Annotated in this window: 10 protein-coding genes; 9 read left to right on the top strand and 1 reads right to left on the bottom strand. The window is 48.8% G+C overall.

Annotation, left to right across the window (positions count from 1 at the left end; genetic code table 11):
* Positions 1 to 228: 228 nt before the first annotated feature.
* The 8 genes from rlmKL to K7B67_RS12715 all read left to right on the top strand — a co-directional run bounded on the left by rlmKL (position 229) and on the right by K7B67_RS12715 (position 10,720).
* The gene (gene rlmKL, locus K7B67_RS12750) at positions 229 to 2,415 is read left to right on the top strand and encodes a bifunctional 23S rRNA (guanine(2069)-N(7))-methyltransferase RlmK/23S rRNA (guanine(2445)-N(2))-methyltransferase RlmL (RefSeq protein WP_252176251.1); all 2,187 of its coding nucleotides are present in this window, start codon (positions 229 to 231) and stop codon (positions 2,413 to 2,415) included.
* Positions 2,416 to 2,797: 382 nt separating this feature from the next.
* The gene (locus K7B67_RS12745; RefSeq protein WP_252176250.1) at positions 2,798 to 3,124 is read left to right on the top strand and encodes a hypothetical protein; all 327 of its coding nucleotides are present in this window, start codon (positions 2,798 to 2,800) and stop codon (positions 3,122 to 3,124) included.
* 1,624 nt (positions 3,125 to 4,748) lie between these two features.
* Positions 4,749 to 6,233, top strand: a complete 1,485-nt coding sequence (locus K7B67_RS12740) for an oligopeptide:H+ symporter (protein ID WP_252176249.1) — start codon at positions 4,749 to 4,751, stop codon at positions 6,231 to 6,233.
* A gap of 201 nt (positions 6,234 to 6,434) precedes the next feature.
* Complete coding sequence (locus K7B67_RS12735; RefSeq protein ID WP_252176248.1) at positions 6,435 to 7,679, top strand: lipoprotein-releasing ABC transporter permease subunit; 1,245 nt, start codon at positions 6,435 to 6,437, stop codon at positions 7,677 to 7,679.
* Positions 7,672 to 8,364: an ABC transporter ATP-binding protein gene (locus tag K7B67_RS12730; protein ID WP_252176247.1), complete on the top strand. Its 693-nt coding sequence runs from the start codon at positions 7,672 to 7,674 to the stop codon at positions 8,362 to 8,364. The genes K7B67_RS12735 and K7B67_RS12730 overlap by 8 nt, the downstream gene beginning before the upstream one ends.
* A gap of 199 nt (positions 8,365 to 8,563) precedes the next feature.
* A complete protein-coding gene (locus K7B67_RS12725; protein WP_252176246.1) occupies positions 8,564 to 9,928 on the top strand; it encodes a leucyl aminopeptidase family protein in 1,365 nt (454 codons plus the stop codon).
* 173 nt (positions 9,929 to 10,101) lie between these two features.
* Complete coding sequence (locus K7B67_RS12720; RefSeq protein WP_252176245.1) at positions 10,102 to 10,443, top strand: type II toxin-antitoxin system RelE/ParE family toxin; 342 nt, start codon at positions 10,102 to 10,104, stop codon at positions 10,441 to 10,443.
* Positions 10,421 to 10,720: a helix-turn-helix transcriptional regulator gene (locus tag K7B67_RS12715; protein WP_252176244.1), complete on the top strand. Its 300-nt coding sequence runs from the start codon at positions 10,421 to 10,423 to the stop codon at positions 10,718 to 10,720. Before K7B67_RS12720 ends, K7B67_RS12715 begins: the two co-directional genes overlap by 23 nt.
* Before the next feature lie 206 nt (positions 10,721 to 10,926).
* Here K7B67_RS12715 and K7B67_RS12710 read toward each other — a convergent pair whose 3' ends face one another.
* Positions 10,927 to 11,943, bottom strand: coding sequence for an isoaspartyl peptidase/L-asparaginase (locus K7B67_RS12710; protein WP_252176243.1), 1,017 nt, complete (start codon positions 11,941 to 11,943; stop codon positions 10,927 to 10,929).
* Positions 11,944 to 12,393: 450 nt separating this feature from the next.
* Here K7B67_RS12710 and sstT point away from each other — a divergent pair, with 450 nt between their 5' ends.
* Positions 12,394 to 13,644, top strand: coding sequence for a serine/threonine transporter SstT (gene sstT / locus K7B67_RS12705; protein WP_252176242.1), 1,251 nt, complete (start codon positions 12,394 to 12,396; stop codon positions 13,642 to 13,644).
* The last annotated feature ends 70 nt before the right edge of the window (positions 13,645 to 13,714 follow it).

Genomic DNA, 13,714 nt, shown 5'->3' with positions numbered 1-13,714 from the left:
TGGCACCCTGTTACAGCACTTGGAAGATTCCCTGATCCGGTTCGTTGTTACCGCTCCGGGTGCCCCTGTTATCGCTAAAGTTATCGCTAAACAGAGGGCAGGGAAAAAACCAGAGAGCCAACATACAGGGAGAGTCTACGTTTTAAGTTCTAACCAAGTTTGATCAGGCTGTCGAGAAATCAATCTTAATTAATTATTGGGTTTTTAAATGATATTGGAATATAGGTTATGAATACGCCTCTTGCTGAGCGTTCTCTGGAACTCTTTGCCAGCTGCCCCAAGGGGCTGGAAATATTGCTGGCCCGGGAGTTAAAGGATTTGGGTGCAGAATCGGTTCAGGAAACTGTCGCTGGAGTGAGCTTCAAGGGTCGTCTTGAAGTGGCTTATCGCAGTTGTCTCTGGTCGAGGCTGGCAAGCCGGATTCTGCTACGGCTGGGTGAGATTCGATCCGAGAACAAAGACGATCTTTATCAGGGTGTCAGAACCTTTGAATGGGATGATCATCTCGACCGTCAGGGCAGCTTCCGGGTCGATTTCACCGGTTCCACGCCCGATATTAATCACACCCGATTCGGTGCCCAGGTCGTTAAAGACGCCATCGTTGATCAGTTAAGAGATGAGCATGGCTGGCGACCGTCCGTGAGCGCCTCTAACCCCGATATACGAATCAATGTTCATGCCAGGGGAAAAACTGCTTTTGTATCCATTGACCTGTCAGGTCAGAGTTTGCATCAGCGGGGTTATCGTCAGGAATCCGGTGAAGCGCCTCTGAAGGAAAATCTGGCGGCCGCCATTCTGATAAGAGCGGGCTGGCCTGAAATGGCGGCTCGGGGTAAACCCTTAATGGACCCCATGTGCGGTGCTGGCACGCTGTTGATCGAAGGGGCCATGATGGCGGCGGACATTGCCCCCGGCCTGCTTCGGGCCCGCTTTGGCTTTGATCGCTGGATAGGGCATGTGCCAAAGGTATGGATGAGCGTGCTGGAGGAAGCCAGAGAGCGTCGTCAACAGGGGCTGGCTGCCATGAACTCGGACATTATTGGCTTTGAAGGCCTGGGTTCTGTTGCCCGTCGTGCCCAATCCAACCTTGAAAGGGTCGGGCTGGCCAGAAGGGTTAAGATACGACAGCAGGAACTCAAGGATCTGGCCATGGATTCTGACGTAGACACCGGGTTGGTGGTTTGTAATCCACCCTACGGTGAACGTATGGGGGATGAAGCCAGCCTGGTCTATCTCTACAAACATCTGGGTGAAAAACTGAAGCAGAATTGTCCGGGCTGGGAAGCAGGCATTTTTACTGGTACAGCCAGTTTGGTGAAAAATCTCGGAATGGGACCAAAAAAGAGTTATTCACTCTTTAACGGTGCGCTGCCCTGTAAGCTCTTTCTTTATGATATTCGCAGCCGCGAAGCGAGGGAGGCTGTTTCAGAAAAGCAGGAAAGCCATTCATCAGAGACCAGAACGGTTACCTATATCTCCGAAGGGGCCACCATGTTTGCCAATCGCCTGAAAAAAAATCTCAGGCAGATGAGCAAGTGGGCCAGAAAAAACCACATTGACTGCTATCGCCTCTACGATGCCGACATGCCGGAATACGCTGTAGCCGTCGATGTTTATCGTGACTGGGTGCATGTTCAGGAATACGCAGCCCCTAAATCCATTAGTGAAGAAAAAGCTCAGGAGCGGTTAATAGAGGCGCTGGCAGTGACGCCTGAGGTGCTCAATATACCGGATGAAAATATTGTCCTGAAACGACGCCAGCGGCAATCAGGTTCGAGTCAGTATGTCCGGCAGGACGAACAGAAACAGATGATGGAAATCAAAGAGGGCGGATGTCGTTTACTGGTGAATCTGCATGATTATCTCGATACCGGCCTGTTTCTGGATCATCGCCTGATGCGAATGAGACTCCAGCAGGAAGCGGTAGGCAAGCGCTTCCTTAATCTGTTCTGTTATACCGCTACCGCGACGGTTCATGCCGCCATGGGTGGGGCTGTGTCGTCTACCAGTGTCGATCTGTCTAACACTTACCTGGATTGGGGTAAAAAGAATCTGGCCCTGAACGGCCTGAGTGAGCGCCGACACCGGTTGGAGCGGGAGGATTGCCTGAAATGGCTGGAAAAAGACACCAGCGAGTATGAGCTGATTTTTATGGATCCCCCTACTTTTTCCAACTCCAAGAAGCTAAAAGGGGTTTTTGATGTTCAAAAAGACCATTACCGGTTAATTGCACTGGCAGTCAAAAGACTGTCTGAAGGTGGTACTCTCTATTTTTCTAATAATTTCCGAAAGTTCAGGTTGGATGATTGCGTTGAGTCAGAATTTCTTGTGGAAGAAATTACGCATCAAACCATTGACCGTGATTTTCAACGGCGAAAAGGTATTCATCGAAGCTGGAAGATTATGAAGAAATAATCGGTACTGAGCTTCAGGTATTGGTTATCCTACTTTTTCCAACTCCAGGAAATTGAAAGGGTTTTTTGATGTTCAGAACGATCACTTCAGGTTAATTAGCTTGGTAGTCAATCAGAGCTATAATTTCCGCTAGGGCGACAACAGGGTATGAGGTCTCATGCCCTGTCTGCCTGGTTGACATCAGTAGGTGAGAAGTATGAAGCTGATTTCCAGACTAGCAGGGTCAACGATTCTTGCGCTCGCGTTCGGAAGTGTTCACGCACTGGATCAATATATTTATTTTATAAGAAACTATGATTCTGACCATAGCATGTCCTACTCCTTCAAAGCTGGGTCAGACAGCTCTTGCATGTACGGGGTATACTCTCCAGGGACTGACTCAATGCCACCTTATTACTTAAACATCAGCAAGCTTGGCCTTCATTATATGAATGCCATATTTACAAAATGTGGCGATGGCGATTTACCGCGATATCAGGATATCGTCATATCCCGGGATACCCCGCCGCCCAAGGCGACCGCTGTCGTTAGATGGCACATGCCAATAAGTGACGATTGTGACCCTTGGGCTGAGACTAAATCTGATCCTGTCAATATATTGCAGTGTTCCTTTGATCATTACGGAAATAGCACTGATGTAATGCTTGTTGTGGGTGAGAATGTGCCCGGTTCCGGTGGTAGCTGCAGACACAACAATTTCCGGGATTGACGGCGGAAGATATCACTCATCAAACCATTGGTTGCGACTCACTTTTTCTAACTCCAATCAGTAGGTAAGAAGTTAGTAGGTAAGAAGTATGAAGCTGATTTCCAGACTAGCAGGGTCAACGATTCTTGCGCTCGCGTTCGGAAGTGTTCACGCACTGGATCGGGATATTTATTTTATAAGAAATTATGATTCTGACTTGGGCGCGTCCTACTCTTTCAAGGCTGGGTCAGATAGCTCTTGCATGTACGGGGTATATGCTCCAATGACTGACTCAATGCCGCCAGGTTACTTAAACATCAGCAAACTTGGCCTCCATTACAAGGCTGTCATATTTTCGAAATGTGACATTGGCGATAAACCGCGATATCAGGATATCGTCATATCCCGGGATACCCCGCCCAAGGCGACCACTGTCGTTAGATGGCACATGCCAGTATGTGACGATTGTGATCCCTGGGTTGAGACTAGATCAGATCCTGCCAAGATATTACAGTGTGCCAATGATCGTTACGGATATACCAGTGATGTAATGCTCGTTGTGGGCCGGGATTTGCCCGGTTCAGTTAATAGCTGCACACACAACAATTTCCGGGATTGACAGCGGAAGAGATCACTCATCAAACCATTGATTGCGACTCACTTTTTCTAACTCCAATCAGTAGGTAAAAAGTTAGTAGGTAAGAAGTATGAAGCTGATTTCCAGACTGGCAGGATCAACGATTCTTGCGCTCGCATTCGGAAGTGTTCACGCACTGGATCGGGATATTTATTTTATAAGAAACTATGATTCCGACCATAACGTGTCCTACTCTTTCAAGGCTGGGAAAGACAGCCATTGCATGTACGGGGTATACTCTCCAGCGACTGACTCAATGCCACCATATTACTTAAACATCAGCAAACTTGGCCTCCATTACATTGCTTCCGTATTTTCAGTCTGTTCCAATGAATACGTACCGCGATATCAGGATATCGTCATATCCCGGGATACCCCGCCCAAGGCGACCGCTGTCGTTAGATGGCATATGCCATTATCTGAATCCCGTGGGCCCCGGGCTGAGACTAAATATGATCCTACCAATATATTGCAGTGCCCCTTTGATCATTACGGATATACCAATGATGTAATGCTCGTTGTGGGTCAGAATGTGGCCGGTTCAGGTGGTAAATGCAGACACGACAATTTCCGGGATAATTTCCAGGATTGACAGCGGAACAGTGTTTGGTTGGCTTATGGCTTTATGGCTGTTGTGGTTTCCAGCGACGAAAAGGTATTCATCGAAACTGGAAGGTCATGAAAAAGTAATCAGCACTCATATTTAGGTTTTATAACTTTGTCGTGTATCGGTATCCCCTTATCAGCCTGTGCAAATTACAGGTGTTGGAACGATTCTTAATAAGACTTAATGAAAAAGGTTTTTTTGCTGATCCATCAAAAAATCAAAGGGAGAGTTCTCAATAAGCTTATAAATAACAAAGAATGTTTCTATAAACTTATTGAAATCTCCCCCGCCTGAAGTCTGTCGGCTTATGTCTGGAAGGCTTCTCAAGTTCAGGAAGATCGAGCAATACCAGGGATACGGTCATTCACTGTCGAGCATCGGAACAAGGGGATAGATTTTATATGTCGCAATCTTTGAACGTACTGAAACAGCCCAGACCGTTTTATCTGATCTTTTTTCTTGAGCTATGGGAACGTTTTGGTTACTACGGACTTCAGGCCATCCTGGCCGTCTATCTGGTTCGTGAACTGGGTGTTTCGGAGTCTGAATCCTTTATTATCTTCGGTTCTTTCAACGCCCTTGTCTACGGTCTGGTGGCAGTAGGTGGCTTTCTGGGAGACAAGGTACTGGGTACCAAGCGGACTATCGTGTTCGGGGCTCTGATGTTGATGGCCGGTTATGCCATCATGGCCACAGCAGGCGAAGACATCCAGATGGTATACCTTGCCCTGGGTACTGTTGCCGTGGGTAATGGGCTGTTCAAAGCCAATCCTTCCAGCCTTCTGGCCAAGTGTTATAAAGAAGGCGACAGTCGTCTGAGCGGCGCCTTTACCATGTACTACATGGCGATCAATATAGGTTCCTTCATTTCTCTGCTGAGCGTACCTTATGTGGCGGATCATTTTGGCTGGAGCGTAGGCTTCATGGTCAGCGCGCTGGGTCTGTTCGTGGCTCTGGCTAACTATTTCATCATTCGTCACTGGGTCGCTGATTATGGCTCTGAACCTGACTTTAAACCTCTGGACTATAGGAAGTTTGGGCTGGTTTTTGTCAGTGCTATTGCTGCCTGTTTTGCCTGTGCCTTTATCCTGAACCATCTGGTTATTGCTAATATCCTGTTGGCGATTGTCGGTAGCGGTGTGGTATTAATCTTCCTGAGGGAGATTCTGGCTTCTACCGGTGTTGAGCGTGGCAAGATGATTGTCGCCCTGGTGTTGATGCTGGAAGCGATTGTCTTCTGGGTGATGTACTACCAGATGCCGACCTCTTTGAATTTCTTCACTATTCATAATGTTGAGCATACTGTTTTTGGTTTTGACATTAACCCGATTTCCTTCCAGTCACTTAACCCATTCTGGATCATGGTAGCCAGCCCGATTCTGGCTTACCTCTACAACCGCAGTGGTGTGACCGGTAAAGCCATGAGCATGCCAGCCAAGTTTGCCCTGGGTATGGCTCTGACATCAGCGAGCTTCCTGCTGATTCCTCTGGCCGCTAAGTTTGCCAGCGCTGAGGGGCTGGTGGCTCCGGGCTGGATTGTCGGTTCTTATCTGGTTCAGGCACTGGGAGAGTTGCTGATCAGTGGTCTTGGTCTGGCGATGGTGGCTATGCTGGTACCTTCACGTATGCATGGCTTCATAATGGGAGCCTGGTTCCTGACGACTTCAGCAGCTTCTGTCTTGGCAGGTTATGTGGCGGGCTTAACCGCTGTGGATTCTGGTCAGTCAGCGACCGCACTGGATACTCTGCCGGTCTACAGTCATTTCTTTGAAACCATGGGGCTGATTTCGGCGGTGGTTGCTCTGCTGATGTTTGTGACCGCGCCTAAGCTGAACAGACTGATGCACCCTGTAGAGGGAAATCAGGCAGAAACAGCAACAGCCTGAACGTTCTGACATTTTGGTGCTACGAAAAGGCGACTGTTCAGTGACGGTCGCCTTTTTTAATGGTGCGATCAGTTACGAGACTTCCATTATATTTTTTGAGTACTTTAGTTTTTGCAAGGAAATGCAAACAGTCTTATTCGTGTCGGCCTGTTGGGGTTATAATGACCGGCTTCACAACCATTGACGCCTTATAAATTCTAAATGTTCAGACCTTTACCGTTTTTTGTCGGCCTCAGGTATACCCGGGCCAAACGAAGGAATCACTTTATTTCCTTTATTTCACTCATGTCGATGGTTGGGCTGACCTTAGGGGTCTGCGTACTGATCATTGTTATGTCGGTTATGAACGGTTTCGACCGGGAGCTGAAACAGCGCATTCTGGGTATGGTTCCCCATGCCACCATTACTTCGGCATCCGGTGGCATGAAAGACTGGCAGGATATTCTTAAGCAGGTCTCAGGGCATGAAGGGATTGTTGCTGCTGCTCCTTTTGTCGATGGTCAGGGCATGCTGACCAATGGCAGTCAGGTTCGGGGAGCGATGATTTACGGGATTGATCCGGCCTATGAAGAGAAGGTTTCTATTGTTGGTCAGCATATGGTGCAGGGGGCTCTTGAAGACCTGAAACCCGGCAAGTTTGGCATTGTGCTGGGTGAGATTATGGCTCAGTCCCTTGGGGTGACCCTCGGTGACAAGGTCACCATGGTTCTGCCCGAAGCGAACGTCAATCTTGCCGGTGTTTTCCCCAGGCTCAAACGTTTCACAGTGGTCGGCATCTTTTCAGTAGGCGCTGAAGTGGATGGCAGTCTGGCCTATATCAATATTCAGGATGCGGCTCGATTCATGAGAGTCACGGAAGGGGTTGAAGGCATACGCCTGAAAATGGAAAACCTGTTTGCCGCCCCCAGACTGGCTTGGGACATTGCTACTGGGCTGCCGGGGCGTTACTACGTGCAGGACTGGACTCGTACCCAGGGGCAACTGTTCCAGGCGATCCAGATGGAAAAAACCATGGTGGGCCTGCTGTTGACGCTGATTGTTGCAGTAGCGGCCTTCAATATCGTTTCTACCCTGGTGATGGTGGTGACTGACAAGCAGTCGGATATCGCTATTTTGAGAACACTGGGAGCCAGCCCGAAAACCATTATGGGTATTTTTATGGTGCAGGGCTCTCTCATTGGCGTGGTGGGAACATTATTGGGCGTGGTGCTGGGTGTTATTGCCGCATTGAACGTCCCTGAGATTATCTCAGCCCTTGAGTCCTATCTGGGTATCCAGTTCCTCAGCCCGGATGTTTATTTCATCAGTTACCTGCCTTCTGAACTGCAATGGCGCGATGTTGCTGTCATCAGTATTGCCGGTCTGTCCATGAGTTTCCTGGCTACTCTGTACCCTGCCTGGAGAGCCTCTAAAACCCAGCCAGCAGAGGCACTTCGTTATGACTGAGTCCATGAGCGCGGTATTGGAATGCAAGGCACTTGCCAAGAATTTTGATGAAGGCCCTGAAAAGCTGGAAGTTCTGAAAGACTTAAATCTGATGGTCGGCCCTTCAGAAAGGGTAGCGGTGGTTGGCAGCTCCGGCTCAGGGAAAACGACATTACTGCAATTGCTGGCCGGACTGGATCGTCCTTCTTCCGGTGAAATCAGAGTCTGCGGCCATGATCTGGCAACGATGAAAGACACCCAACAGAATGAGCTGAGAAATCGTCATCTGGGCTTTGTTTACCAGTTCCATCACCTGTTGCCCGAATTCACCGCTTTAGAAAACGTCTCGATGCCGCTGCTGCTAAGAAAGAAAACGCCCATCAGGCAGATTAAAGAGAAAGCTGAACGCTTGCTGGATGCCGTCGGACTGCTGGCCAGAGCCAAACATAAGCCCGCAGAGCTGTCCGGTGGGGAACGTCAGCGTGTCGCCATTGCCAGAGCCCTGGTCACAGAACCTGACCTGGTGTTTATGGATGAACCAACGGGCAATCTCGATCCTAACACGGCAGAAAAAGTACATGGTTTGATGGCGTCGCTCAGCAAAGCGTCCAGGACCAGTTTTATTGTGGTAACCCATGACATGAATTTGGCCAGACAAATGGACAGGGTGTATCGACTGGAGTCTGGTACTCTGGTTTTAGACTAAAGCCAACCGGTTAACAGGTCAGAAAAAGCTACGCCTACTGGCATGGTTACTGAGGCTTTGATAGCATTGGGCAACGGCAATATTGCGGTTTGCCCTTGCATCTGCTACCGCAACGGGTGCGCAAGTTATCTTGCTACTGTGTACCTTATCTCGATGTTGTCGTCTTTTAATTCCTTACATTCCCAAATGGTAGAGACCTATGCTTTCCTATTTGCTGGCCGGTGACCACGGTATCCCTCTGACTCTGGTGGAAACTTCCGATTACAATCGCTGGTTTGATGAGCAGTCAGAACCTATTCAGAACTGGCTGACCTGCACGGACTACAAAGGAAAAGGCATTAGTCTGATTCCCGGCGAAGAAGGTGTCATGAGCCAGGTCGTTGTCGGGGTTGAAGATCTTTCCAGTCACTTTATCTGTGGCGATCTGGTCAATCAGCTGCCAGCTGGAGACTACCGACTGCAGGGTGATGAAAACCTGCTGAAACTGGCGGCATTCAGCTGGGGGCTGGGAGCTTATCAGTTCGATCGCTACAAAAAGGCCGATGAAAAAGAGCGTCCAAGATTGATTCTGCCGAGTCAGGCTCAGGTTGAAGAAGCTGAAAAGTTTGTTAAGGCCGTGGCTGTTGTTCGTGATCTGGTGAACACCCCGGCGGGCGATATGATGCCTGAACACCTGGGTGAAACCGTAGAAAAACTGGCCGCAGAGTTCGGCGCTAAAGTCAGCCAGATTGTCGGTGACGAGCTGTTGACCCAAAATTACCCCACCATTCATGCAGTAGGCCGTGCCAGTTGCCATGCGCCACGACTGATCGATATGACCTGGGGTGATGAGAAACATCCATTAATCACACTGGTAGGTAAGGGGGTTTGCTTCGACAGTGGCGGTCTGGACATGAAGGGCGCAGCTGGCATGCGTCTGATGAAAAAAGATATGGGCGGTTCCGCTCATGTCATCGGGCTGGCACGTCTGATTATGGACTTCAACCTGCCTGTTCGTCTGAGAATGCTGATTCCAGCGGTTGAAAATGCGGTGGCCGGTAATGCCCTGCGTCCTGGTGATGTTGTTAAAACCCGTCAGGGTCTGACCGTAGAAATTCACAATACCGATGCCGAAGGCCGTCTGGTTCTGTGTGAAGCCCTGACGGAAGCTAGTACTGAAAACCCCGAAATGATTGTCGATTTCGCCACCCTGACCGGAGCCTGCCGTGTCGCCCTGGGCACTGAAGTAGGCGGTTTTTACACCGACGATACAGCTCTGGCCTGTGAACTGATGCAGGCCGGTGATAAAACCGACGATCCAGTCTGGCGCATGCCGCTGCACAAGGGCTACAAGTACATGCTCAAGAGTGAAGTGGCTGACATGACCAACTGCGCTAAAGAGCCTTTTGGAGGTTCTATTACTGCGGCTCTGTACCTGAAGGAGTTTGTCGGCAAAGATATTCCCTGGGTTCATTTTGATATCATGGCCTGGAATATTCGTAATCAGCCGGGTCGTCCGGTAGGTGGGGAAGCTTTCGGTATGCGTGCGGTATTTGAAGTGTTGCAGAACCGCTACGGCCGGTAATTGAATCTCTTTGTTGAAAAAAAACCACTCCTGATTGCAGGCGGTGGTTTTTTTTGGGGTGTAGAGAAGGTGCCTGAACGCCCGTGTTTGATTTATGTTGCAGCAAGCAGGCTCTTCACAAATCTCAGGGAGCTATTTCTTGCAATAGTTATCAAGTATGATAACCTTTCTGTATGAAGTGGCGAATTACGTTTTACAGCAAGAAGGTAGAGGAAGAGACCCTGAGCTTCCCCGAGGGAATCTTGGCGAACTTCATCCATATAGCTGAAATAATTGAAGAATTTGGCCCTGCTTTGGGCAAGCCATATACAGCTCCAATGGGTGATGGTCTCTTCGAGATCAGAGCAAAAGGCAAAGAAGGCATAGGTCGTTCTCTGTTTTGTCAGGTCAAGGGGCAAGAGGTCGTCATCCTCAACTCCTTCATCAAGAAAACACAGAAAACGCCTAAAAAAGAGCTGGATCTTGCCAAAAAGCGAATGAAGGAGGTCAAAAATGACAAGACCAACATTTTCTGATTTCAAGAAAAAAGCGCTTAAAAATCCAAAAGTGAGGGCAGAGTACGAAGAACTTGAGCTTGCTTATGAATTACGTAAGCAGCTTATTGCCCTTCGTAAAGAAGCAGGCTTAACCCAGGAAGAACTGGCTGAAATTCTGCATACACAAAAAAGTAATATTTCACGCTTGGAGAATGTAAATTCTAAAACATCTCCAAAGTTGTCAACTATCGAAGATTATGCAAAGGCGATTGGGTATAAAGTAAAAATCAGTTTTGTGCCACAAACTGCAACATAACAATGGTTCCAGTTCTTTCCGGGGCTGCGCTACTCAACTCGTCGGCGGTGAGGCTGAACTGGACATTATGTTACCGGCCGATGAGGATGTCCCTGAGTAGGCAGGCTCATCCTTCACCCTGCCCAATTTCATGAAAAAAACCACTCCTGATTGCAGGCAGTGGTTTTTTGTCGGGGTGTAGAGAAGGTGCCTGAGCGCCCTAAAGGCTACTCTTCGTATATTGCTGTATAAATTTTGCCTTCCGCGTCAACATAACCTCGATACATACCCTTTGAATTAAAAGAAAACACGGCCTCCCCTTGTGGTGTCATTCCAACTACACCACCTTGCCCTTCCATTTTAACCAGCTTATCCAGGATCACTTCGTCGGACGCCGCTTGGAGCTTAATTCCCTTATACTTAACCCGCGCACAAACATCATGGGCGACCGCTGCACGAATAAAGTACTCGCCATGCCCAGTTGCCGAGATGGCACAGGATTCATTATCTGCATAAGTACCAGCACCGATAATGGGGGAGTCTCCGACCCGCCCAAATTTTTTATTTGTCAGGCCGCCGGTTGAGGTTCCTGCCGCCAGATTGCCATCTTGATCCAGGGCAACGGCACCGACAGTACCGAACTTTTTATCATCTGGCCACACCTTATCAGAAGCGGTGGATACTTGTGATGGCTGTTGATGGGAAGTACTAGCGTACTTGTCATCTTTGTCTTCTGACAATTTAGAAGCGTCGGGATCCTCTTTAAGGACTTTTTGAAGTTGCTGCCAACGACGATCGGTATAAAAGTATTCGGGTTTAACCATTTCCACCGATTGCGACTGCGCGAATTGCTCAGCGCCTTCACCACTGAGCATGACGTGCCTGGATTCGGTCATTACTAAAGCTGCCAATTTTATCGGGTTTTTAATATGGCTGACGTTGGAGATTGCACCGGCATTCAGAGTCTTGCCTTCCATAATCGAAGCGTCGAGTTCATTGGTTTTTTGGTGGGTAAATACTGCACCTTTACCCGCATTAAATAAAGGCGAGTCTTCCATGATGACGATAGCGGCTTGAACCGCTTCAACACTTGAGCCGCCTTTTTTGAGTACCTTGTGTCCAGCCTTCAATGCTTCTTCGAGTTCAGCGTGGTAGGCCTTCTCTAACTCAGGAGTCATATTCGCTTTTAAAATTGTGCCCGCACCGCCGTGGATCGCGATGGCGACTGGTTTATTTTTAGCCATAACTTGAGTGCTCATAACAAGAAAAGTGGAAAGGACTGCTAGCAGTTTTATCATTATTATTTGCCTTTATTGAAGAATCGCAAGCAGCTTAACCTAGCGTTTGGTCATATTAATTGCAAATTTCAGATGCTTGAGTGTCCCTAAAAATGACCATCAGGCTGGCTGGCAGAAGAGTGAGAGTGAACTTACCCTATAGGTTTGTGGTCTTAGAGCTAGAGTTGACTTAAATCAATGCTATGGAGTGGCTGATCCATTACTTTTGCGCGCTCAATCTGCGTAAGTTACCTATAAAGAAGGCGGCTGGCAGGTGGTTTCCATGCTTGCTGGAGCCTTCAGACGCAGAGTAGGGTACGAAAGTAATCATAAACAAGCAGCCAAAAGCTGTGAATTCAACCTTTTTCTGATCATCAGAAGGGGGTATGAATTTCATTATAAATAAGGTGGTACGGTATGGTTGAAACTCAATCTCTATTCGCTCGCATGGCCAGTACGAGTCTGGTATTGAGGATCGTCATTGGTATTGTGCTGGGTGCAGGTCTGGCAGTGGTTGCACCTGATACAGCCGTCTCATTTTCGCTCCTGGGTTCTCTGTTTGTCGATGCCCTGAAAGCCATAGCGCCTGTTCTGGTCTTTGTGCTGGTGGCGGCTTCGATTGCTAACCAGAAAAAAGGTCAGCATACCAATATGAAGCCTATTATCAGCCTTTATCTGATCGGTACCCTGGCTGCCTCCCTGACCGCTGTTGTCATGAGCTTTGCCTTCCCGGTCACCCTGACTCTGGTCACCCACGAAGCCAGTGCCAGCCCACCTCAGGGTATTGGCGAAGTCCTGAACACCCTGCTGTTCAATATTGTCCAGAATCCTGTAGAAGCGCTCATGACAGGTAACTTTATTGGTATCCTGGCCTGGGCCATTGCCCTGGGTCTTGCTCTGCACAGTGCCTCCGATTCTACCAAACGTGTTGTTCACGACCTTTCCGATGCAGTATCCAACGTCGTGCGGTTTATTATCCAGCTGGCGCCTTTCGGTATCTTCGGCCTGGTTGCCAACACGGTAGCCAAGACCGGTTTCTCTGCCCTGGCTGAGTACGGTCAGCTGCTGATGGTTCTGATCAGCTGCATGTTGATTATTGCCCTGGTTGTGAACCCATTGATTGTGTTTGCCAAACTCAAGCGCAACCCATACCCACTGGTTTTCCAGTGCCTGCGTGAGAGTGGTGTCACGGCATTCTTCACCCGCAGTTCCGCCGCCAACATTCCGGTGAACATGGAGTTGTGCAAGAAACTGAACCTCCATGAAGATACCTACTCTGTATCCATTCCCCTGGGAGCCACCATCAATATGGCGGGTGCTGCCATCACTATCACGGTGATGACCCTGGCGGCGGTCAATACCCTGGGTATTGAGGTGGACATGCCAACGGCTCTGATTCTGAGTGTGATTGCTGCCGTTTCTGCCTGTGGCGCTTCCGGTGTGGCCGGTGGTTCTCTGCTATTGATTCCTCTGGCTGGCAGCCTGTTCGGTATCTCTGCCGATGTGGCCATGCAGGTCGTTGCTGTCGGCTTTATTATTGGCGTTATCCAGGACTCTGCTGAAACCGCTCTGAACAGTTCAACAGACGTTTTGTTTACGGCTACAGCCTGTATCTCTGCTGAAGAGCATGGTCAGGCTGTTCATGTTACCCAGGAAGCTAACGCCTGAGACTGAAGTTTCATTAAGTCCATAAAAAAACCGCCAGCTGATTCTGGCGGTTTTTTTATGTGATGAATCA

This window comes from Endozoicomonas sp. 4G, assembly GCF_023822025.1.
Taxonomy (GTDB): domain Bacteria; phylum Pseudomonadota; class Gammaproteobacteria; order Pseudomonadales; family Endozoicomonadaceae; genus Endozoicomonas_A.
This window is presented reverse-complemented; position numbering and strand designations above follow the sequence as displayed.